At 67.6% G+C, this 22321-nt stretch carries 19 protein-coding genes and 1 pseudogene; 11 read left to right on the forward strand and 9 right to left on the reverse strand.

The window, feature by feature from the left end:
* The first annotated feature begins 171 nt into the window (after positions 1–171).
* Positions 172–1719: pseudogene (locus F7R26_RS03985) on the forward strand (IS3 family transposase).
* 173 nt (positions 1720–1892) lie between these two features.
* Here F7R26_RS03985 and F7R26_RS03990 read toward each other — a convergent pair.
* Both F7R26_RS03990 and araD read right to left on the reverse strand, forming a co-directional pair.
* Positions 1893–2876 (reverse strand): Bug family tripartite tricarboxylate transporter substrate binding protein, encoded by a 984-nt coding sequence (locus tag F7R26_RS03990; RefSeq protein ID WP_150988360.1) that lies wholly within the window; start codon positions 2874–2876, stop codon positions 1893–1895.
* Between the two features lie 96 nt (positions 2877–2972).
* Entirely contained in the window at positions 2973–4739 is a 1767-nt protein-coding gene (gene araD / locus F7R26_RS03995) for an L-arabinonate dehydratase (protein ID WP_150988363.1), read from the reverse strand.
* Positions 4740–4939: 200 nt separating this feature from the next.
* Between araD and F7R26_RS04000 the strand changes: the two genes are divergently transcribed.
* The 4 genes from F7R26_RS04000 to F7R26_RS04015 all read left to right on the forward strand — a co-directional run bounded on the left by F7R26_RS04000 (position 4940) and on the right by F7R26_RS04015 (position 8119).
* The gene (locus F7R26_RS04000; RefSeq protein WP_241754415.1) at positions 4940–6064 is read left to right on the forward strand and encodes a LacI family DNA-binding transcriptional regulator; all 1125 of its coding nucleotides are present in this window, start codon (positions 4940–4942) and stop codon (positions 6062–6064) included.
* Between the two features lie 93 nt (positions 6065–6157).
* A complete protein-coding gene (locus tag F7R26_RS04005; protein WP_150988369.1) occupies positions 6158–7099 on the forward strand; it encodes a 2-hydroxyacid dehydrogenase in 942 nt (313 codons plus the stop codon).
* Between the two features lie 112 nt (positions 7100–7211).
* Positions 7212–7406, forward strand: coding sequence for a DUF1059 domain-containing protein (locus tag F7R26_RS04010; RefSeq protein ID WP_006160277.1), 195 nt, complete (start codon positions 7212–7214; stop codon positions 7404–7406).
* 164 nt (positions 7407–7570) lie between these two features.
* Complete coding sequence (locus tag F7R26_RS04015; protein WP_150988372.1) at positions 7571–8119, forward strand: nucleoside 2-deoxyribosyltransferase; 549 nt, start codon at positions 7571–7573, stop codon at positions 8117–8119.
* A 58-nt stretch (positions 8120–8177) separates the two neighbouring features.
* On the opposite strand, the gene F7R26_RS04020 is transcribed toward F7R26_RS04015, so the two are convergent.
* The 6 genes from F7R26_RS04020 to F7R26_RS04045 all read right to left on the reverse strand — a co-directional run bounded on the left by F7R26_RS04020 (position 8178) and on the right by F7R26_RS04045 (position 13999).
* Positions 8178–8816, reverse strand: coding sequence for a PqiC family protein (locus tag F7R26_RS04020; RefSeq protein ID WP_150988375.1), 639 nt, complete (start codon positions 8814–8816; stop codon positions 8178–8180).
* Positions 8816–10447 carry a PqiB family protein gene (locus F7R26_RS04025; protein WP_150988378.1) on the reverse strand — a complete coding sequence of 544 codons (1632 nt, stop codon included), beginning with the start codon at positions 10445–10447 and terminating at the stop codon, positions 8816–8818. Before F7R26_RS04025 ends, F7R26_RS04020 begins: the two co-directional genes overlap by 1 nt.
* On the reverse strand, positions 10440–11174 hold the full coding sequence (locus tag F7R26_RS04030; RefSeq protein WP_150988381.1) for a paraquat-inducible protein A: 735 nt from the start codon (positions 11172–11174) through the stop codon (positions 10440–10442). Before F7R26_RS04030 ends, F7R26_RS04025 begins: the two co-directional genes overlap by 8 nt.
* Entirely contained in the window at positions 11171–11836 is a 666-nt protein-coding gene (locus F7R26_RS04035; RefSeq protein WP_150988385.1) for a paraquat-inducible protein A, read from the reverse strand. The genes F7R26_RS04030 and F7R26_RS04035 overlap by 4 nt, the downstream gene beginning before the upstream one ends.
* On the reverse strand, positions 11833–12957 hold the full coding sequence (locus tag F7R26_RS04040) for an AI-2E family transporter (RefSeq protein ID WP_150988388.1): 1125 nt from the start codon (positions 12955–12957) through the stop codon (positions 11833–11835). Before F7R26_RS04040 ends, F7R26_RS04035 begins: the two co-directional genes overlap by 4 nt.
* A gap of 124 nt (positions 12958–13081) precedes the next feature.
* Entirely contained in the window at positions 13082–13999 is a 918-nt protein-coding gene (locus F7R26_RS04045) for a LysR substrate-binding domain-containing protein (protein ID WP_043344266.1), read from the reverse strand.
* A 160-nt stretch (positions 14000–14159) separates the two neighbouring features.
* Here F7R26_RS04045 and F7R26_RS04050 point away from each other — a divergent pair, with 160 nt between their 5' ends.
* The 6 genes from F7R26_RS04050 (at position 14160) to F7R26_RS04075 (ending at position 20961) form a co-directional block, all read left to right on the forward strand.
* Complete coding sequence (locus F7R26_RS04050) at positions 14160–14633, forward strand: (2Fe-2S)-binding protein (protein ID WP_150988391.1); 474 nt, start codon at positions 14160–14162, stop codon at positions 14631–14633.
* Positions 14630–16912 (forward strand): xanthine dehydrogenase family protein molybdopterin-binding subunit, encoded by a 2283-nt coding sequence (locus F7R26_RS04055; RefSeq protein WP_150988394.1) that lies wholly within the window; start codon positions 14630–14632, stop codon positions 16910–16912. The genes F7R26_RS04050 and F7R26_RS04055 overlap by 4 nt, the downstream gene beginning before the upstream one ends.
* 60 nt (positions 16913–16972) lie before the next feature.
* Positions 16973–17149, forward strand: coding sequence for a rubredoxin (locus F7R26_RS04060; protein ID WP_170301936.1), 177 nt, complete (start codon positions 16973–16975; stop codon positions 17147–17149).
* A 3-nt stretch (positions 17150–17152) separates the two neighbouring features.
* On the forward strand, positions 17153–18367 hold the full coding sequence (locus F7R26_RS04065; RefSeq protein ID WP_150988397.1) for an NAD(P)/FAD-dependent oxidoreductase: 1215 nt from the start codon (positions 17153–17155) through the stop codon (positions 18365–18367).
* Positions 18368–18450: 83 nt separating this feature from the next.
* Complete coding sequence (locus F7R26_RS04070; RefSeq protein ID WP_150988401.1) at positions 18451–19467, forward strand: aromatic ring-hydroxylating dioxygenase subunit alpha; 1017 nt, start codon at positions 18451–18453, stop codon at positions 19465–19467.
* A 126-nt stretch (positions 19468–19593) separates the two neighbouring features.
* Entirely contained in the window at positions 19594–20961 is a 1368-nt protein-coding gene (locus F7R26_RS04075) for a nucleobase:cation symporter-2 family protein (RefSeq protein WP_150988404.1), read from the forward strand.
* A gap of 12 nt (positions 20962–20973) precedes the next feature.
* Here the strand turns inward: F7R26_RS04075 and F7R26_RS04080 are convergent, their stop codons facing one another.
* Positions 20974–22143, reverse strand: coding sequence for an HPP family protein (locus F7R26_RS04080; protein WP_150988407.1), 1170 nt, complete (start codon positions 22141–22143; stop codon positions 20974–20976).
* Between the last annotated feature and the right edge of the window lie 178 nt (positions 22144–22321).

Below are 22321 nucleotides of genomic sequence, written 5' to 3' on the forward strand. Positions count from 1 at the left end.
AGCACCCGGGGCCTGACGACGAAACCACCGGGCTGCGCAATCCCAATAAGCCAGCCTCCTGCAAGGATCGCTTTCTTTTGGTTACTTTTCTTTACGAGCCCTCCATGTCAGGATACTTGTCGTCTCCGTCTCCTTGGTGAAGCAAAATGGAGGGCGGTGTGCGAATAGGTGATGACACGATATGCAATCGAGCATCGGGAATGGGTGGTGGAGCAGATGATGCCGCCGCTGAACCGGTCGATAGTGGAGTTGGCCAAGGCCACAGGGATCACGACAGTGACCTTGCGGACTTGGCGCAGGATGGCGAGAGAAGCAGGAAGAATTGTGCCGGGTGACGGAAAGCAGAGTGATCAATGGTCCAGCGCGGACAAGTTTCGCGTTGTGTTGGAGACAGCGCCGCTAAGCGAAGCGGAGCTGTCGGAGTACTGCCGCGCAAAGGGCATCCGGGCGGAGCAGATTCAGCAATGGCGTGAGGCGTGCGAGCAGGCCAATGCGGCTACCCCCGTCAAGCGAACGTTGGCGCAGCGGCGGGAAGACGAAGCGGCGCGTGGGCGAGTGCGTGAGCTGGAACGCGAGCTCAAGCGCAAGAATGCGGCGCTGGCGGAGACGGCGGCACTGCTGGTCTTGCAAAAAAAAGCCGCAGCGATCTGGGGACGGGACGAGGAAGACTGATCAGCACCCCGGATCGCTTGGAAGCCATAGAGTTGATCGATGAAGCCGTAGGCGCCGGGGCCCGTCAGGCGAAGGCGTGCGAGGCGCTTGGTTTGACCGAGCGGACCATGCAGCGCTGGCGGCATGCCCCCGCCGACGGGCGGCGAAGCGCGTCGTGATGCACCGGCCAACAAGTTCAGCGAATCAGAACGGCAGGCGGTGCTGAGGGCGGCGAACCAGCCAGGTTATGCGAGCCTGACGCCGCACCAGATCGTGCCAAAGCTGGCGGATGAGGGCATCTACGTGGGATCGGTATCGACGATCTACCGGGTGCTGCATGAAGCGGGACAAAGCCGTCGGCGTGGCCGCAGCAAGGCCCCGTGCACGCGCCCGCTGACGACGCACCGGGCCACGGGTCCGAATCAGGTGTGGTGTTGGGACATCACCTGGCTGCCGACTACGGTCAAGGGCAAGTTCTTCTACTGGTACATGATGAAGGACATCTACAGCCGCAAGCTGGTAGCCAACGAGGTGCATGAGAGCCAGACGGCTGAGCACGCCAGCCGCCTGCTGATGCACGGCTGTTTGCGGGAGCAGACAGCGGGTCGTCCGCTGGTGCTGCACTCGGACAACGGCAAGGCCATGAAAGGGGCCACCATGCTGGCAGCAATGTATGACCTAGGGGTGGTGCCATCCTACAGCCGGCCCAGGGTGAGTAACGACAATGCCTATGCCGAAGCGCTGTTCCGCACGGCGAAGTACTGCCCGATGTGGCCGGAACGCCCGTTCGATAGCCTGGAACAAGCGCGTGACTGGGTGCTGCGCTTCGTGCGCTGGTACAACGACGAGCACCGACACAGCAGCCTGAAATACGTCACGCCCAACCAGCGGCATCAGGGCACAGCCACCGCTCTGTTGGCGCAGAGAACGGCACTGTATGAAGTTGTGCGCGCCCGGAATCCGCAGCGTTGGACCACGGGCATCCGCAACTGGGAACTACCAGATGCTGTGTACCTGAACCCGGAGCGAGCGCAGCAAAACGGACAGAATTACAAGCAAGCAGCGTAACGGCTGAGGCGACAACTACCTTGACACACGCCGCGAGTAAAGAAAAGTGACATCTCACACGTTCTAAAACGGCCAACACCGCCCAGCCGCGCCAGCAGCTAGAAGCCATAAAACTCGCCAAAAAGCGCCACCCCCGCGTCAGCGGGCTACAAGCAATTCAATCGAGCCCGATATCAATCAATCCTGATATCCGCCGCCTTCACCACCTTCGCCCACTTCACGATCTCGCTACGCTGGAACTCCGCAAACTCCCCGGGCGACATTCCCGACGGCTCCATGCCCAGCTTTTCCAGCCGCGCCTGCATGTCCGGCGTCTTGATGATCGTCGAGATCTCCTTGTACAAGCGGTCCACGATCGGCTTGGGCGTATTTGCCGGCGCGAAGATGGCTTGCCAGGATTCCAGTTCGTAGCCGCTGACGCCGGCCTCGGCCATCGTCGGTACATTCGGCATGCTCTTGATGCGCCTGGCGGAAGTCACCGCCAGCGCCCGCAGCTTGCCCGAGTCGATATGCTGGGCGGCCACCACGGTCGTGTCGAACATCATGGGCACCTGCCCCGCCATCACGTCCTGGATCGCCGGGCCGCTGCCCTTGTAGGGAATGTGTGTGATCTTGATGCCGGCCAGGCTCTTGAACAATTCACCGGCCAGGTGCTGCGAGGTGCCGTTGCCGGCGGATGCGAAGGCGAGCGTATCCGGCTTGGCCTTGGCTTCGGCCACGATGTCCTTCACCGTCTTGAACGGGCTGCCGGCGCTGACTACCAGCACATTGGCATTGGTGCCGATCAGCGTGATGGGGGCGAAGGACTTGACCACGTCGTACGGCATCTTCGGGTACAGGCTGGCATTGATCGCGTGCGAGCTGATGGTGCCGCCGAGGATGGTGTAGCCATCTGGCGCGGCCTTGGAGGCGTAGTCGGAGCCGATATTGCCGCCGGCGCCGGGGCGGTTCTCCACCACCACGGTGGTGCCGAGCGCCTGGCCCAGGCGCTGGCCGATCAGGCGTGCCAGGGTATCGGTGGTGCCCCCGGGCGGGAACGGCACCACGTAGGTGATCGGCTTGCTGGGCCAGCTGGCCTGGGCGGATGCGTTCAGCGGGAGGACGGCGGCAGCCAGGGTCGCCGCGGTGGCCAGCAGCGCAAGGGCTTGGCGTTTCATGGGGTGGGGTCTCCTCGGTTCTTTTTTGGGATGGTGAAGCGATGGCGGGGCGATGATGGGACGATGGTGAGGTGATGGTGAGGTGATGGTTAAGCGCTAGTGGATCTCCGGCTCGCCGTCCTCCCGGGCATCGACCGGTTCCAGGAAATCAAAGTCGCAGCCCTTGTCCGCCTGGCTGACGTGGCGCAGGTAGAGCTTGCCGTAGCCGCGCTCGAACTTGGGCATGGGCGCGACCCAGGCGGCGCGGCGGCGCGCCATCTCGTCGTCGCTGATCAGCAGGTTGAGCTTGCGGGCCGGCACGTCCAGCTCGATCAGGTCGCCGTCGCGCACGAAGGCGAGCGGGCCGCCCACATACGATTCCGGCGCCACGTGCAGCACGCACGCGCCGTAGCTGGTGCCGCTCATGCGCGCATCCGAGATGCGCACCATGTCGCGCACGCCTTGCTTGAGCAGCTTCTGCGGAATCGGCAACTGGCCCCATTCCGGCATGCCGGGCGCGCCTTGCGGGCCGGCGTTCTGCAGCACGATCACGCAGGTGGCATCGATGTCCAGCGCCGGGTCGTCGATGCGTGCCGCCATGTCGTTGTAGTCGCGGAACACCACGGCGCGGCCGGTGTGGCGCAGCAGGTCTTGCTGCGCGGCCGGGGGCTTGATCACGGCGCCGTCAGGGGCGAGGTTGCCGCGCAGCACGGCCAGCCCGTCGCTGGCCACCAGCGGCTTGTCGCGCGCTCGGATCACGTCGTCGTTGAACACGCGCGCGCCTGCCAGGTTCTCTCCCAGCGTGCGGCCATCGACGGTGAGCGTGCCGGTATCGAGCAGGTCGCCCATCTGCGCGAGCATCGCGCGCAGGCCGCCGGCGTAGTAGAAGTCTTCCATCAGGTACTGCCCCGACGGACGGATATTGGCCAGCACTGGCGTGCTGCGCGCCAGTTCGTCGTAGCGATCCAGCGATAGGGCATGGCCGGCGCGGCGCGCCAGCGCGATCAGGTGGACGATGGCGTTGGTGGAGCCGGACAGCGCCAGCGCGGTGCGCACGCCGTTGTCGATGGCGGCGGGCGTGACGATCTCCGATGGCTTCAGGTCCTGCCACACCATCTCGACGATGTGCCGGCCCGACAGCGAGGCCATTTGCGCATGGCGCGAATCCGGCGCGGGGATCGACGAGGCACCGGACAGGCACATGCCGATGGCCTCCACCACGGCCGTCATGGTCGATGCCGTGCCCATCGTCATGCAATGCCCTGGCGAGCGCGCGATGCCGTCTTCGATGCCCTGCCAGTCCTGCTCGGTGATATTGCCGGCGCGCAGCTCGGCCCAGTACTTCCACGTATCCGAGCCGGAGCCCAGCGTCACGCCGTTCCAGTTGCCACGCAGCATCGGCCCGGCCGGCACGAAGAGGGTGGGCAGGTCCATCGCCAGCGCACCCATCAGCAGCGCAGGCGTGGTCTTGTCGCAGCCGCCCAGCAGCACGCAGCCATCGGCAGGGTAGGAGCGCAGCAGTTCCTCGGTCTCCATCGCCAGCAGGTTGCGGTAGAGCATGGTGGTGGGCTTCTGGAACGGCTCGGACAGGCTCATCGCCGGCATTTCCACCGGGAATCCGCCCGCCTGCCAGATGCCGCGCTTGACCTCTTCGGCGCGCTGGCGGAAGTGGCTGTGGCAGGGGTTGATGTCGCTCCAGGTGTTGATGATGGCGACAACCGGCTTGCCGGCGTAGTCGGCGCGGCTGTAGCCCATCTGCGCGGTGCGCGAGCGGTGGCCGAAGGCGCGCAGGTCGTTGGCGCCATACCAGCGGTGGCTGCGCAGCTCCTCGGGCTGCTTGCGGGGCCGGTCTTGCGGCGTCTTGCCAGCGGGGTTTGCGGGCATGGGCTGTCTCCTCTGATCGGTAGCGTCGTGGCGACGTCTGCTCTTTTTTGTCTGGCCCCGGCGGGCGGCCGTCCTGCTGCCCCAGCGCCGAGGACAGCAGATGATAGCGCTGTCATTTGTCGCCCACAACGCATGCGTGCTCGGGGTTAACCCGTCGCGCGCCGCTGCATCGCAGCCTGCGGCGCGGCGCGGGCGCTATCATGGCGCCCATGCCGGCGCTGCGCCCAGCCGGCTTTTTTGCTTCCTTCACCACATTCATGGCCTCATCCCGCAAGCCGGCGGCTTCTCGCACCGCCCCTCGTTCGGCGTCCGCGCCAGCCCCTGCCGGCCGCGCCACCGGCAGCGTCACGCTGGCTGACGTGGCCAAGATCGCGGGCGTCTCGCCGATTACCGTGTCGCGCGTGGTCAACCAGCCCGGGGTGGTCTCGGCGGGCACCGCGGCGCGCGTGCAGGAGGCCATCCAGCGCACCGGCTACGTGCCCAACCTGCTGGCCGGCGGCCTGGCCTCGCGGCGCAGCCGGCTGATCGCGGCCATCGTGCCGACCATCGCCAACTCGATCTTTGCGGACACCATCCAGGCGCTGACCGATCGCTTCTCGCAAGCGGGCTACCAGATGATGCTGGGCTTGTCCGGCTACGCCGCCACGCGCGAGCAGGACCTGCTGGCCGCCATCCTTTCGCGCCGCCCCGACGGCATCGTGCTGACGGGCATCGCGCACACCGCCGATACGCGCCGGCGCCTGCTGGCCGCGCGCGTGCCGGTGGTGGAGACCTGGGACATCACGCCTACGCCGATCGACATGCTGGTGGGTTTCTCGCACGAGAAGGTGGGCCAGACAGTGGCCGAGTTCCTGCATGCGCGCGGCTATCGCAAGCCGGCCATCCTGTCGGCCAGCGACCAGCGCGCCGAGTCGCGCCGCCTGGGCTTTCTCGACGCGCTTGGCCGCCATGGCATCACGGAAGTGCCGAGCAGCATCGTGCCAGCGCCGTCCAGCCTGGGGCTTGGCCGCGAGGGGCTGGCGCGGCTGCTAGATGGCGGCGCGCGACCGGACGTGGTGTTCTGCAGCTCGGACACGCTGGCGCAGGGTGCGCTGTCGGAAGCCCGCGCGCGCGGGCTGAAGGTGCCGGAGCAGCTCGCGGTGATGGGCTTTGGCGACCTCAACTTTGCCGCGCATACCTACCCGGCGTTGTCGACGGTGCGCATCGATGGCCCGGCCATCGGCCGCACCGCCGCCGAATGCCTGCTGGCCCGCATCGACGGGCGCGAAGTGGGGGAGCGCATCATCGACCTGGGGTTCGAGGTCATCCAGCGCGAGAGCGCCTGACGCCCGCGCCTGGGCGCTGCCCTGCGGCGCGGCGCCGGACGCGTTATGATTGCGCTACCATCCAACGTTGCATTTCTCCCTCGCCTCGCATCCATGTCCCAAGCCACGCTTATCCAGATCGGCCCTCTCGCGCCGCAGATCAATTCCCGCCTGCGCGAGCAGTACCAGGCTGTGCCGCTGTGGGAGCAGCCCGAGCCGCTGGCGTGGCTGCGCGAGCACGCACAGCAGGCGCGCGTGGCGGTGACATCGGCGCGCCACGGCATCACCGCCGAGGCCATCGCCGCCATGCCCAGGCTCGCAGCCATCGTGAGCTTTGGCGTCGGCTATGACTCGATCGCGCTGGACGCGGCCCGCGCGCGCGGCATCCAGGTCAGCAACACGCCCGACGTGCTCAACGACTGCGTGGCCGACCTCGCTTTCGGCCTGCTGCTCGACGCCGCCCGCGGCATTGCCCATGGCGACCGCTTCGTGCGCGCCGGCAAGTGGGGCAAGGACAACTTCCCGCTGACCACCCGCGTCTCCGGCAAGAAGCTCGGCATCCTGGGCCTGGGCCGCATCGGCGAGAAAGTGGCGCAGCGCGCCACCGGCTTCGGCATGGACATCGCGTACCACAACCGCCGGGCGCGCGATGGCGCGCCGTGGCGCCACGAGCCTGACCTGAAGGCGCTGGCCGGCTGGGCGGATTTCCTGGCCGTGACCTGCGTGGGCGGCCCCGAGACCGAAGGGCTGGTATCGGCCGATATCATCGCGGCGCTGGGCCCCAAGGGCATCCTGGTCAATGTGTCTCGCGGCAGCGTGGTGGACGAAGACGCATTGGTCGCTGCCTTGCGCGACGGCCGCCTGGGCGGCGCCGGGCTGGACGTATTCCGCGCCGAGCCGGAAGTGCCCGAGGCGCTGTTTGCGCTGGACAACGTGGTACTGGCTCCGCACGTGGCCAGCGGCACGCATGAAACCCGCGCGGCCATGGCCGCGCTGGTGTTCGATAACCTCGACGCGTTCCTCGGCACCGGCAAGGTGATTACCCCGGTACTCTGACGCGCTGGCGGGCCCCCCGCGCACGGCGCCGGTCCTATACTGGATCAGGCGGTGGATCAGGCGCCCGCCGCCCCGGCGGCGCCATCTCACCCTCACGCGTCAGGAGGCAATGATGGGACGCAAATATATCGATTGCCGCGAGTTTCCGAGCGAGTCGAAATGCACGGTGGCATTGAGCGCCGACACCGAAGACGAACTGCTCGAGGTCGCGGTCCAGCATGCGGTGCAGGTGCACCAGCACCAGGATGGCCCCGAACTGCGGCAGATGCTCAAGGGGGCATTCAAGGATGGCTCGCCGCCCGCGTGAGCACGGGAGGGTGGCAACGCAGGCCGCCGCCTGGCGAGGGCGGTGACCTGCCGCTCAGGTTCAGGCTCAGGTTGACGCTGGGTTTGAAGTGGTCGCTGTAGCCATCACGTCAAACACATGCGCTATCCTCACTGGCGTCAACGTCCGCCACCCCGCCACGCGCAATGAAAACCATCTACCTCGCCGGCTTCGACGTATTCCGCAAAGATGCCATCGCCTACGGCGAGGCCCTCAAGGCCCGCTGCGCCCATTACGGCTTCCTCGGCCTCTATCCCCTCGACAAAGCCGCCCCGGCCGGCCTTTGCGGCCCCGACACCGCGCGCTGGATCTACGAGGCGAACATCAATCTGCTGCGCCGCGCCGACATGGTGATGGCCAACCTGGACGACTTCCGCGGGCCGGGCGAACCGGACTCGGGCACGGCATTCGAGGTGGGATTCGCCATCGCGCTGCAAAAGCCGGTATGGGGCTACAGCAGCGACCGCGGCACGTTGCTGGACCGCGTGGCCGTTGCCGCCGATGAAACGGATGGCAAGGGCGAACGGCTCGACGCGCGCGGCTTCGTGGTGGAGGATTTCGGCCTGAGCAAGAACCTGATGCTGGCCTGCTCGGCCAAGCTGGTGGCGGGGGACGCCGAGGCCTGCCTGGCGGCCATGGCCGAGTCGGAGCGGCGGCGCAGCTGCCGGGGCGCGCAGGCACCGGCGGAGGATTGATTCCGGCGCGTGCGGGACCTGCATCCCGCCGCGCCGCTACTTCCACGCTACTTCGAAGCTACTTCGCCGTGCCGCGGCGCAGTGTTTCCACGCCGGCCGCGATATCGTCCGCGGTGCTTGCCACGATCTGGCGGTAAGCCGCCACCACGCCGTCCACCGCGCCCGGCGCGGCCAGTTCGGCCTGCGTGCGGCCAGCCTTGACCTTGCCGTCGGGCAGGCGGCGCACGGTCCAGTTGATGACGGCGCCGGCGCGCTGGCCCACGTCAGCGTCCAGTCGCACCACTTCGGTGGTGATGCGGAACACCGGTTCCACTTCCGACAAGCCTTGCTGGTAGGTGTCGACCGCGCCTAGCCTGGCCTGCAGTTGCTGCGACAGCGCGTCGCGCAGCTCATCCGGCAGCGGCGCGGACCAGCGCGACAGGTCCAGCAGCTTGAGCGCGTCGCCATCCTTGCCGTCACGCACCACCAGCTGCGGCCGGTTGAGGCGTTCAGGCACGCGCACCGGCGCAACCTCGATCCACACCGGCTGCGCCGGCGCGGCGGCCCGTCCTTCGGCACCGGTAGCCGTAGCGGCGGCGGGACCCTGGGCCAGCGTGTAATAGCGGGGATCGGGCGAGGCACAGCCCGCCACTAGCGCCGCGGCGAGCGAGAGGGGCAGCAACAGGCGGTGGCGGGTCATCTCTATGCGGGTCATCATCATTTCTCCGGCTTGCCGCGCACCAGCGCTTCAGGGTGGCGTTCCAGGTATTCGGTCAGCGTGCGCAGCGACACCGCGGTGCGCGTGAGCTCCTGCATCATGCGGCGCGTGTCTTGCTGCAGCGGGGCGTCCGAGGCGAGCGTGCCGTTGGCCGCGCTCAGCGTCTTGCGCGCGTCCTGCAGCGCGGCCAGCACCTGGGGCGCCACATCGCCGTTGAGCTGGGCGACCAGTTTGTCGGCGCTGGTCATCATGGTGTTGAGCGTGGCCATCGACGTGCGCAGGTCCTGGCCGATCTGCTCGAACGGCACCTTGTCGATCTTGTTGACGATATCGCCCAGCTTGGCCTGCAGCTCGTCGAACGCGCCCGGCGTGGTGGCCAGTTCAGGCATGGCGCCATCCAGGTTGACGCTGGCCGGCGGTGCCTTGGGGAAGAAATCCAGCGCCACATAGAGCTGGCCGGTCAGCAGGTTGCCGGTGCGCAACTGCGCGCGCATGCCACGCTTGATCAGCGCCTGGACGATATTGCGGGCACGGTTGACGTCCTCCACGTCGCGCGCCCTGAAGCCCATGCGCGAGGGGTACAGTTCCACCACCACGGGCAGGCGGAAAGCCTTCTTCTCGACCTGGTACTCGATGCCGATCGAGCGCACCTGGCCCACGACCACGCCGCGGAAATCCACCGGTGCGCCGGGCGAGAGCCCGCGCACGGACTGGTCGAAGTTCAGCACGGCGAGTGAGGGCGCGATTTCTTCCGGCTCCTTCATCGCCTCGGTCTGGTCGCTGGCCAGCAGGAACTGGGTGTTCTCGTTGGCGGCATCCGTCGCCTTGGAGTCGTCCGGGGCCTGGAAGGCCACGCCGCCGAGCAGCACCGTCACCAGCGATTGCGTGTTGAGCTTGAAGCCGCCGGCATCGAGCTTGATGTCCACGCCGCTGGCGTGCCAGAAGCGCGAGTCGGCCGTGACGAGCTTGTCGTAGGGCTTGTTGATGAACACGCGCAGCGACAGGTCGCGCCCGTTGGGCTCCAGCTGGTAAGCCACCACCTGGCCGACCTGGACGCGGCGGTAGTAGACCGGCGAGCCGATGTCGAGCGAGCCGAGATCGGTGGCGCGCAGCACGAACTGCTTGCCGGAGGCATCGGTGGTGACGGCGGGCGGCACTTCCAGCCCGGTGAAGTCGCGCACGCGCTCCTCGGACTTGCCCGCGTCGACGCCGATATAGGCGCCTGACAGCAGGGTTCCCAGCCCGGAGATGCCGCTGGTGGCAAAGCGCGGGCGCACCACCCAGAAGCGCGTGTCCTTGGTGGAGAAGCTCGCCGCATCCTGGGTCAGGTCGATCTTGGCGATCACGTGCGAATGGTCGCCGGCCAGCCGCACGGACTTGACCAGGCCGATGTCCACGTCCTTGTAGCGTACCGGCGTCTTGCCCGGGACCAGGCCCTCGGCGGTGCGGAACGTGACCGTGATCTCCGGGCCGCGCTCGGTGAGCGTGTGGATCAGCAGCGACAGGCCAACCACTGCCGCCACGATCGGGATCAGCCAGACCAGCGAGGGCAGCCAGCGCGCCCGGCGGCGGCGCTCCGGCGCCGGTGGCAGCGAGGAAGGAGAGGGAGGAGACGGGTCTAGGTCAGGCATCGTTTTTATCCATCGAATCCCACAGCAGGCGCGGGTCGAAACTAAGTGAAGCCAGCATGGTGAGCACCACCACGGAGCCGAACGCCATGGCGCCGGCGCCAGGGATGATGGTGGCGAGTGCCCCGGCCCGCACCAGCGAAGCCAGCAGCGCCACCACGAAAATATCCAGCATCGACCAGCGGCCGATGATTTCCACCAGCCCGTACAGCCGGGTTTGCTGGCGAATCCGCCAGCGCGAGCGGAAATGCACGGACAGCAGCAGCAGCGCGAGGATGATCATCTTCAGCAGCGGCACTACGATGCTGGCGATCAGCACCACGATGGCCAGCATGTTGGAGCCCGACAACCATAGGTAGACCACGCCGGAGAAGATGGTGTCGCGCTGCGTGCCCAGGATGGACTGCGTCACCATGACCGGCAGCAGGTTGGCGGGAATATAAAGGATGAGGGCGGACAACAGGAACGCCCAGGTGCGCGCGAGGCTGTTCGGCTTGCGGTGATGCAGCGTGGCGCCGCAGCGCGGGCAGGGCTCGCCTTGCATCGCGAGCGGGCTGAGCGCGTCGCAGGCGTGGCAGGACACCAGGCCCATCGACGTGGCCGTAGGCACCTGCGGCAGCGGCCTGGTTTCGTCATCGTCGGTCAGCTCCGCCACCACATTGGCGGCCAGGCGGCGCGAGCGCGCCAGCGCGGCGGCGCCCACCGGGGGCTTGGGGGTTGGGGCGCTCATCGGGGCGGCTCCTCGTCCAGGTGCTGCCACAGATCGCGCGGATCGAACGACAGCATCGCGGCCAGCACGATCACCAGCGCGGCGAACGACCACAGCGCCACGCCCGGCAGCACCTGCGCCATGGTCGAGAGCTTGACCAGCGTGACCAGCACGCCAATCATGAAGACTTCGATCATGCCCCACGGCCGGGTTTGCTGGATGCCGCGCACGATGCGCTCGAAGCCCGGCGGCATCCGGTGGCGCGCCATCGGCACCAGCAGGTAAAGCATCATCAGCATCTCGGACAAGGGAAACAGGATGGTGGTGGCGAACACCAGCACGGCCACCAGCGTCATGTTGTCCGCGTAGAGCGCCTGCACCGCGCCCCATAGCGTGGTTTCGGTGCGCACGCCCTTGAGATCCATCTCGACGATGGGATAGGCGTTGGACACCAGGAACAGGATCAGCGCGGCAATGACCAACGGCAGCAGCCGCGCATAGGCCCGCGCGCTATCGCGGTAGAGCTGGCCGCCGCAGCGCAGGCACAGCGCGCGCTCGCCCGGCTCCAGCTCGGTGCGCTGGTAGACCGCATCGCAGTACTCGCAGGCTACCATCCGGGCCAGCTCGGCCTGGGTGGGCGGTGGTGCCAATGGCTGCGGTTCGGGACGGCTGGTTTCGCTCATGCCTTGCCGGAACCCGCCACGTCCTCGGCGGTGGTGACAGGCTTGCCTTGCGCCAGCGCGGGCGGCGGGTCAGCCAGGTGCTGCGAGCCGATGGTCCAGTCGCGCAGCAGCGCGTAGGCCACCGCCAGCAGCGTCGGGCCGATGAAGACGCCGAGAAAGCCGAAGGCCAGCGCGCCGCCGAACACGCCCAGCATCACCCAGATCAGCGGCATGTCGGTGCCCTTGCTGATGAGGAGCGGCTTGATGACGTTATCGGCCATGCTGACCACGCCCACGCCCCACACCACCATGAAGATGGCCCAGCCGAGCGAGCCGGTGTGGTAAAGCCAGAGCGCGGCGGGAATCCATACCAGCGGCGGGCCGACCGGGATCACGGACAGGAAGAAGGTGATGAAGCCGAGGATGGCGGCGCCGGGCACGCCGGCGATCCAGAAGCCGATGCCGGCCAGCAAGGCCTGCACGAAAGCCGTGCCCAGCACGCCGTAGACCACGCCCTTGACGGTGTTGCCGGCCAGCGCCAGCAGGTGGTCGGCGCGCTCGCCGGCAATGCGGCGCATGCCCGCGCGCAGCCACGCCACCGCGAACTCGCCGCCGGTATAGAAGAAGAACGCCAGCACGATCGACAGCGCCAGCTGGCCCAGCCCGGCACCGATCGACAACCCGGCGCCCAGCAACACATGGCCCACGGGCGCGATCAGCTTGCGCAGGTTGGCGACCATCTCGGAGTCGGCATGGATCACCTTGTCCCAGGAGCTTTGCAGGTAGTCGCCCACATAGGGCAGGCCGGTCAGCCACCCGGGCAGCGCGGGCGCGCCGTGATCGAAGAACTGGTCGACCAGGCCGGACAGCTCGTCGATGTGCGCGGAGACGCTGGCGCCGGCGTAGACAAAGGGGCCGAGCACGATGACCGCGGCCAGCAGCACGCAGATCAGGGCTGCCACGCTGCGCCGGTTGCCCATCCAGCGCGACAGCACCGTATAGGGGTACCACGAGCTGAAGGCGAGGATGGCGCCCCACAACAGCGCGGTGGTAAAGGGCGCGAGCACCAGCAACGAGCCGCCGATCAGCACGATCAGCGCAAAGATGGCGGCGAGTTTTTCAATCAGTTGACCGGAATTCATCGGGTGCTTCTCCTGGACTGCCGGTGTGACGTAAACGGCAACAATATATAGGAAAACCCGTAGCCCGCCGGAAGCGGGCGGCATCGCGGGGGCTGCAATGTTGCATTGCGGGACGCCGGGCGCGCTATGTGCTACGCAGGCCTTCCCCGAACGTCTCACGATGCCATACCTCGGTGACATCTTCTAGCAGCGTGAGAAAGCGGTCCAGCGCGGGCAGGCCGTGGTCGCGCCGCACGGTGGCGTAAAGGTCGGCGGCCAGCCCGGGCTCGTCCAGCGTGAGGAAGGCGACGTCCTCCCGCGGCGCGCCCGACAGCGAGCGCGGCAGCGCGCTGACCCCGACGCCGGCGCCCACCAGGCTGAGCACCGTCTGCGGATCCACCGACTCGTGCAGCACGCGCGGGTGGAAGCCATTGCGCACGCAGGCGGCCAGCAAGCTGCGGATCACCGGGCTTTGGGTATTAAGCAGCACAAAAGGTTCCGCCGCCAGCGCTTTCAGCCGGATCCGGCCGCTGGCCGCCAGCGGATGGCTTGCAGGCACCGCGGCCATCAGCGGCTGCGGATAGACGCGGATCGACCGCAGTTCCTCCCGCCCGGTAGCGCTGGAGGCAAAGCCCACGTCGATCTGGCCACGCACCAGCGCCTCGCCCTGCTGGTCGGGGAGCATCTCGTGCAGGGTCCACTCCACCGCCGGGTTGCGCTCCTGGAACAGCCGCATGGTACGGGGCAGGGGGCCGTACATCACGGAATTGATGATGCCGATGCGCAGGTAGCCCTCCAGCCCGTCGGCCACGCGCAGCACCATTTTCCGGGTCGAGTCCAGGTCGGCCACGATGTCGCGCGCCCGCGTCAGCAGTGCCTCGCCCGCCCGGGTCAGGCGCGCGCCCAGGCGGCCGCGCTCGAACAGGATGACCCCAAGGGACGCCTCCAGCGACTTGATCTGCTGGCTCAGCGGCGGCTGGGAAATATGCAGGCGCTCGGCGGCACGGCTGAAGTTGCCCTCCTCGGCAACGGCGATGAAATAGCGGAGCTGGCGGATATCCATATGAATATCGTATGGAAAAGATTCTCAAATCATATTTCACATATGGATTTGGCGCAGCTAGTCTTTGCTTCAACACGGCCCGCCAGCCCCCAAAGACAGCAATCAGCAGCGCCCGAACAGCGCCAAGCAGCGACAAACGGCGGAGCAAGGAGAAAAAAACATGACCCCCATCAAAGTCAACGGCGCCCTGCGCGCCGTGCAAGCTCCCGGCGACACCCCCTTGCTGTGGGTGCTGCGCGACGAGCTCGATCTCACCGGCACCAAGTACGGCTGCGGCATGGGCCTGTGCGGCGCCTGCACGGTGCATGTGGATGGCGCCCCGGTGCGGGCCTGCCAGACGCCGGTCTCCACCGTGGCCGGCAAGCGGGTCACCACCATCGAGGGGTTGGGCCAGCCCGATGCGCTGCATGCGGTGCAGAAAGCCTGGCAAGCCGAAGACGTGCCCCAATGCGGCTACTGCCAGTCCGGCCAGCTGATGTCGGCCGCCGCGCTGCTGGCCAGCAAGCGCAACCCCACCGATAGCGATATCGACGCTGCCATGGCCGGCAACATCTGCCGCTGCGGCACCTACGACCGCATCCGCCGCGCGATCCATCGCGCCGCCGCCGAACTGCGTGGAGGCAAGCCAGCATGACGCGCGAGCTCAACCTGATCGATGCCACCCCGGCCAATGGCGGGCGCCGCCGCTTCCTGCAAGCTGGCGCGGCGCTCGCCGGCGGCCTGCTGCTGGAAATCGGCAGCGGCGGCCAGTGCATCCGCAACGCCGCCGCCGCGCCCATCACCGACAGCGCGGCCGGCAACTTCGCCCCCAATGCCTGGGTGCGCGTCACCCCCGACAACCGCGTGCTGCTGGTGGTCCACAAATACGACAGCGGCACCGGCGTGAAGAATGCGCTGGGCCTGATGCTGGCCGAAGAGCTGGATGCCGACTGGGCCACCGTGCAGGTGATCCAGCCCGACGATCCGCTTGCCAAGGCCTACCTGCATCCGCTGTGGGGCATGCACGCCACCGGCGGCAGCACCAGCGTGCCGCTGGAGTGGAACACGCTGCGCCGCGCAGGTGCCACCGCGCGCGCCATGCTGGTGGCGCAAGCGGCGCGGCGCTGGGCGGTCGAGCCGGCGGCTTGCAAGACAGCCGCTGGCGCCGTGATCCACGTGGCCAGCGGACAGCGCTTCACCTACGGCGAGCTGGCCGAAGGCGCGGCACGCTTGCCGGTGCCGGCCGAGGTCACGCTCAAGCGGCCAGACGAGTTTGTGCTGATCGGCAAGGAGCGCAGCAGCTACCGCGTGGCCGACAAGCTCACCGGCCGCGCGCGCTATGCCATCGACATCAAGCTGCCGGACATGCTGAGCGCCATCGTGGTGCACGCGCCGGTGGTCAACGCGCGGGTGGTGTCGTTCAACGCCGCCGAGGTCAAGGCGTTGCCCGGCGTGCGCGATGTGTTCGCCACCGAGATCCCGGAAACGATCGTGCATTTCCGCCCCGACGCGCCGGCCGCGCGCCCCATCAACGGCGCCAGCCAGCCCGGCGTGGCCATCGTGGCCGATCATTTCTGGGCCGCGCAGCGCGCGCGCCAGGTGCTCAAGGTGGTGTGGGGCGACAGCGCCATGCAGGACTTCAGCGCCGAGGCCGCCATCCGCGCCATGGCCGCGCGCGTGGACGAGCCTGGCAAGAAGTCCAAGGTCAAGGGCGATGCCGATGCCGTCTTCCAGGGCGCTGCCAAGGTGGTGGAAGCGGTCTACACCATGCCCTACAAGGCGCATGCGCAGATGGAGCCGCTCAGCATCGTGGCGTGGGTGCGGCCGGACGCGGTGGAGTACTGGGGCGGCGTGCAGGTGCCCTCGCGCTGCGCGCAGGCAGCCGAGACCATTGCCGGCATCTCGCGCGACAAGGTGAAGATCCATCTGACCGAAGCCGGTGGCAGCTTCGGCGCCCGCGAAGGGCTGCACATCATCCTGGAGGCGACCTATATCGCCAAGCGCATGGGCCGCCCCGTCAAGCTGCTCTACAGCCGCGAAGACGACATGCACGCGTTCTATTACCAGAGCGCCAGCGTGCACAAGGCGCGCGCCGCGCTGGACGCGGCCGGCAATGTGCAGGCCTTCAGCCTGCGCGCCGTGGTGCCGTCGATCAAGGAGCCCGACGATCCCGGCTTCCTGGCCAAGGTGCCGGTCGACCCGAGCTGCACCGAGGGCATGCGCGACGATTTCTACTACCAGGTGCCCGCGCTCGACCTCGCCTGGGTGCGCCACGAGCCGGGCTTCCCGGTGTGGTGGTGGCGCGCGGTGAGCTACGTGCCGAATATCTTCGCCATCGAAAGCCTGATCGACGAAGCCGCGCATGCCTGCGCGCAGGACCCGGTGGCGTTGCGCAGGAAGCTGCTGCAAGGCAAGCCCGAGCATGTGGCGGTGCTCGACCGCGCCGCCGCGCTGGCGGGCTGGAAAGCCGGCGCGAAGCCGGGCAAGGGCGGCAATGGCCGTGGCCTGGGCGTGGCCACCTACGAAGGCTACAAGAGCTATATCGCCATCGTGGCCGATGTCAGCGTCAGCAACGGCGCCATCACCGTGCACAAGATCATTTGCGTGGTGGACTGCGGGCTTGCCGTCGATCCCAGCTCGGTGCGCCAGCAACTGGCTGGCGGCATCTACTGGGGCGTGTCCACCGCGCTGATGAACGCGGTGCATATCGAGAACGGCGGCGTGAAGCAAAGCAACTTCCACGACTACCCGGTGGTGCGCATGAGCGACGCCCCGGCGCTGGAGATCGTGGTGATGCCGCCCTCCGGCAGGCAGCCCGGTGGCGTCGGCGAACTGTCCAACCCGCCGGTGGTGCCGGCGATCGGCAACGCCATCTTTGCGGCCACCGGCAAGCGCTTGCGCGCCACGCCATTTGCGCTGGCTGCGCTGGCGTAGACCAGCCATCCCACCGGCACGCAAGCCCGTAACAACCCGAACCCGACGAAAGGACCCGAAATGACGACAGCGACGAAATGGAAATGCATGGTATGCGGCTTTGAATACGACGAAACGCTCGGCATGCCCGAACACGGCTTTCCCGCCGGCACGCGCTGGGAGGATATCCCCGACGAATGGCTGTGCCCGGACTGCGGCGTGAGCAAGGCCGAGTTCGAGATGGAAGTGGTGGCCTGAGCCATGACGAACGACGCCATCACCGCGAAAGCGCAGCAAGCGCTGCCGCTGGTCATCCTCGGTACCGGCCTGGCGGGCTACACGCTGGCGCGCGAGTTCCGCAAGCTCGACAGCGCGACGCCGCTGGTCATCGTCACGCGCGACGCCGGCGAGTCGTACTCCAAGCCGATGCTGTCCAATGCGCTGGCCGGCAACAAGGCACCCGCCGCACTGGCCATCGCCAGCGTGCAGCAGATGGCCGCGCAGCTCAACGCGCGCGTGATGACGCATGCCGATGCGTCGGCCATCGATACCGCCGCAGGCACCGTGCTGGTCGACGGGCAACCGCTGCGCTACGGACAACTGGTGCTGGCGCTGGGCGCGCAAGCGCGTGCGCCAGGCTTGCAAGGCGATGGCGCCGATGCGGTGCAGACCGTCAACGATCTTGCCGACTACACGCGCTTTCACGCCTCGCTGCAAGGCAAGAAGCGCGTGGCCATCCTCGGCGCGGGCCTGATCGGCTGCGAGTTCGCCAACGACCTGCACGCGGGTGGCTTCGCCGTCGAGCTGGTTGATCCCGCCGCATGGCCGCTCGGCCGGCTGCTGCCGGGCGAGGCGGGCGAGCTGATGGCCGGCGCGCTGCGCGGCCTCGGCGTGCGGCTGCACCTTGGCGAGATGCCGGTCGCGGTGCATCGCCGCGATGGCGCGCTCGCGGTGCAACTGGCCAGCGGCGTTGAGATCGCTGCCGATGTGGTGCTCTCCGCCACCGGGCTGCTGCCGCGCGTGGCGCTGGCGCAGGACGCCGGCATTGCCACTGCGCGCGGCATCGTGGTGGACCGCCTGCTGCGCACCAGCGCGCCGTCGGTCTACGCGCTGGGCGACTGCGCCGAGGTCGACGGCCTGGTGCTGCCTTACGTGATGCCGCTGATGCAGGCTGCGCGCGCACTGGCCCGCACGCTGGCCGGCACGCCGACGCCGCTGAGCTACGCCGCCATGCCGGTGGTGGTGAAAACGCCTGTGCTGCCGGCCGTGGTGTCGCCCGCGCTGGCCGGCGCGGGCAACTGGGAGATCGAGTCCCAGGCGGCGGCCGGGCAAGCCGGCGCGGGCCTGCGCGCGTTGTTCCGCGATACGCAAGGCGCTCTGACCGGCTTCGCGCTGCTGGGCAAGGCCGTGGCGGAGAAGGGCGCGCTTGCCAGGCAGATCAGCGACTGGCTGCCGGTGCAAGCCGCACCGGCCTGAAACAAGAACACAACGCGCCGTACTCCTGCACGCACTGCACGCCTGCACAACCCACACTCGACAATACGAGAGGAGACTTCCCAATGCTTGTCACTCAACAACCGGTCCTGCGTCGCTTCTGGTACGCGGTCATTCCCGAATCCAGGCTCGACCTTGGCCCGCAGCCGTTCACGCTGCTGGGCGAGGACATCGTGATCTGGCGCGGCGCCGACGGCACGCCCGCGGCCGTGCGCGACCGCTGCTGCCATCGCACCGCCAAGCTCTCCAAGGGCTATGTGGATGCGGACGGCCTGCTGTGCTGCGGCTATCACGGCTGGTCCTACGACTGCAGCGGCAAGTGCGTGCGTATTCCGCAGATGCCGCAGAACATGATCCCCGCCAACGCACGCGTGGCGAACTACCACTGCAAGCTGCGCTACGGCTACGTGTGGGTGGCGCTGGAAGACCCGCTGACCGATATCCCGGACATCCCCGAAGGCAACGATCCTTCGCTGCGCCGCATCCCGCAGTTCTACGAGCGCTGGGCATGCAGCGGCCTGCGCTTCATGGAGAACTCGTTCGACAACGCGCATTTCAGCTTCGTGCACAAGAACACCTTCGGCAAGTTCGCCAGCCCGAAGCCGGCAGACATCGAGATCATCGAGAACGCGTGGGGGTTCGAATCGCGCCGCTCGGTGCCGATCATGAACCCGCCCGATAGCTGGCTGCTCACCGGCAGCAAGGAGCCGGAGACCATCCGCCACCTGCATGACAACTGGTACATGCCGTTCTCGCGCCGCTTCGGCTGCACCTATCCGAATGGCCTGGTGCACACCATCGTCAACTGCGCCACGCCCATCGACGACAAGAGCACGATGATGGTCCAGTGGCTATACCGCAACGACACGGAGCAGCAGGCCCCGGCCGAGGAACTGGTCAAGTTCGACCATGCGGTCACGCGCGAGGACAAGGAGATCCTGGAAGCCACGGATTACGACGCCCCCATCGATACCACGCGGCGCATGGAGTTCCACATGCCGTCCGACAAGCCCGGGCTGGTGATGCGCAAGAAGCTGATGGCGCTGCTGCAGGCGCACGGCGAGAAGGAGGTGCACCTGTAATGCTTGCTTGATCTTGCCCCGGCGCCTGCTGGGCGCTAGCCAGGTTCCGGGGCTTTCTTTTTTGCGCGCCCGTATTCCCAGAGATGTCGCGTCATCGCACGTAACGGCACAAGAGGAGACAACCCCATGAACACCCAAGACCTGACCGGCGACAGGCCGGCCGCAGTTGACCAGGTGCCCGCCCCCGGGCCGCTGGTGATGCTGGGCTTCCAGCACGTGCTGGTGATGTATGTCGGCGCCATTGCGGTGCCGATGATCATCGCCAGCGCGCTCAAGCTGCCGAAGGAGGCGGTGGCGGTCCTGATCAATGCCGACCTCTTCACCTGTGGCATCGCCACCATCCTGCAGGCCGCGGGCTTCTGGCGCTTCGGCGTGCGCATGCCGGTGATGCAGGGCGTGGCCTTCAGCGCCATCCCGCCGATCCTTGTCATCGCCACCAATCCTGCGCTTGGCTTGCCGGCCGTCATCGGTGCGGTGATGGCGGGCGGCGTCATCACCATGCTGCTGGCGCCGGTGTTCGGCAAGCTGCTGCGCTTCTTTCCGCCCATCGTTGGCGGGTCCATCGTGATGGTGGTGGGGCTGTCGCTGTTCCCGGTCGGCGTGAACTGGGTGGGCGGCGGGCGCGGCGCGCCGGATTTCGGCGCGCCGCATCACCTGGCGCTGGCGGGCTTCGTGTTCGCGCTGATCCTGGTCATCAACAAGTGGCTCAAGGGCTTCTGGTCCAACGTCTCCGTGCTGCTGGCGCTGGCGGCCGGCATGCTGGTGGCGATCCCCTTTGGCGTGGTGGACTTCCATGGCGTGGCCGAGGCGCCGATGGTCGACGTGATCCATCCCTTCTATTTCGGCTGGCCGGTGTTCGACGTGGTGGCCACGCTGACGATCGTGGTGGTGATGATCATCATCATGATCGAGTCGATGGGCTTGTTCCTGGCGATCGGCGATGTCGTGAACAAGCCGCTGAGCGCGGGCGAGATGACGGATGGCCTGCGGGCCAACGGGCTGGCCAGCGTGATCGGCGGGGCGCTCAATGGCTTTCCCTACACCATCTATAGCCAGAACATCGGCCTGCTGGTGGTGACAGGTGTCAAGAGCCGCTGGGTCGTGGTGGCGGCGGGCGTGATCCTGTGCGCGCTGGGCTTGTTTCCCAAGCTGGCCACGGTCGTGGCTTCCATCCCGCTGCCGGCGCTGGGCGGGGCAGGGCTGTTCATGTTCGGGGTGGTGACCTCGGCGGGCGTGCGCACGCTGGCGCGGGTGGATTTCGAGGGCACGCGGCACAACGTGTATATCGTTGCCGCCACCCTGGCCATCTCGCTGCTGCCCACGTTCTCGGGCACGCTGTTCAATCAACTGCCAGGCTGGCTGCAGCCCATCATGCACAGCAGCATCCTGCTGGCTTGCGTGATGTCGGTGGCATTGAACCTGTTGTTCAATGGCATGGCGCGTGCCGATGCGCACGCCATGCCGGCGGCGGGCGGGTTGCAGGCGAGCCGTTAGCGCCCGTGCGGGTCAGCCTGCCGGTTGCGCATCCGGTTCCGGTTTTGCCGGCGGGCCTTGTTCGAGCAGCGCGGCGATCAGGTCCGATTGCGTGACGATGCCCAGCAGCCGCCGCTGGGCATCCACCACCGGCACCTGATGCAGGCCGCCATTGGAAAACGCCCGCGCCAGCTCCACCATGGGTTGCTCCGCCCGGGCCGTAGCCATGCCCGTGTGCATCAGGTCCTTGGCCGTTCCCGCACGGACCTGCCCCCCGGCGCCGCTGCGCACGGCAAGCAGATCCGCCAGGCCAAGCATGCCAAGCAGCCGCCGCTGCGCATCCACCACCGGCAGCGCCTGGATCCCATGCTTGGACAACAGGGCGTGTGCCTCCAGGCCACTCTGCCCGGACTGCACCGTCACCACGTCCCGCGACATGATGTCCACGCACCGCACATCGCCAAAGTGCCGGCGATACGCCCGTAGCTGCGCGGCTACCAGGATGTCTTCCAGGTCGTCTTGCTCGATGTCCAGGAACTCGCCGCGCGCCTTGAGCACTTCGTCCAGATCGCTGCGGTTGAATCCCACCCGCTCGCTCGGCAGCGGATCGGTGGTGCGGTGCGGGTTGGCGTGTTCGACGGGGCGGTGCGGATAGCGCCGGCGCATCAGGTTGTTGAACACCAGCGCTACCAGCAGCAGCAACATCGAGTTGACCGCGACCGGCATCACCACGAAGCCAAAGCCAAGCTGGGTCACGGCGTGGCCGCCGAACACCGCGGTAATCGCCACCGCGCCGCTGGGCGGGTGCACGCAGCGCAACTGGAACATGGCGACGATGGCCAGCGCCACGGCCACCGAGGCGGCCAGCCCAGGCTCGGGGATCCAGCGCGCGCAGGCCACGCCGATCAGCGCCGCCACCAGGTTGCCGCCGATGATGGACCAGGGCTGCGCCAGCGGGCTCGCCGGCACGGCGAACAACAACACCGCGCAGGCACCCATCGGGGCGATGAACCAGGGGTTGAAGCCACCCAGCAGGTGACGGCTGATCCATTCGGTGAGCAGCAGGCCGACCAGCGCGCCCAGGCAGCTCTTGAGGCGTTCGCGGCGGCCGGCGGCGATGGGGGTGGGGGCAAACGCGCGCAGCCACGCACGTGCCCGGCCTGGCGGGAAGTCGGCTAAGGAGGGGGCCTGGGATGGCGGCATGGGTCTCTTTTCTTTGGTTGCGCGGGCGAATGCGCGCAATAGCGCACCTGGATCGCCTTGGCATCGTGCTCCGGAAATCCAGCGCGCAAATATATCACGACGTGATACATTTCGTTTTTCGCGTAGCGCAATCAGCCCGCGATCCGCGACCCGTCCTCCGCCGGCTTTCCCGATCCTG

It is taken from the genome of Cupriavidus basilensis (genome assembly GCF_008801925.2).
GTDB lineage: Bacteria > Pseudomonadota > Gammaproteobacteria > Burkholderiales > Burkholderiaceae > Cupriavidus > Cupriavidus basilensis.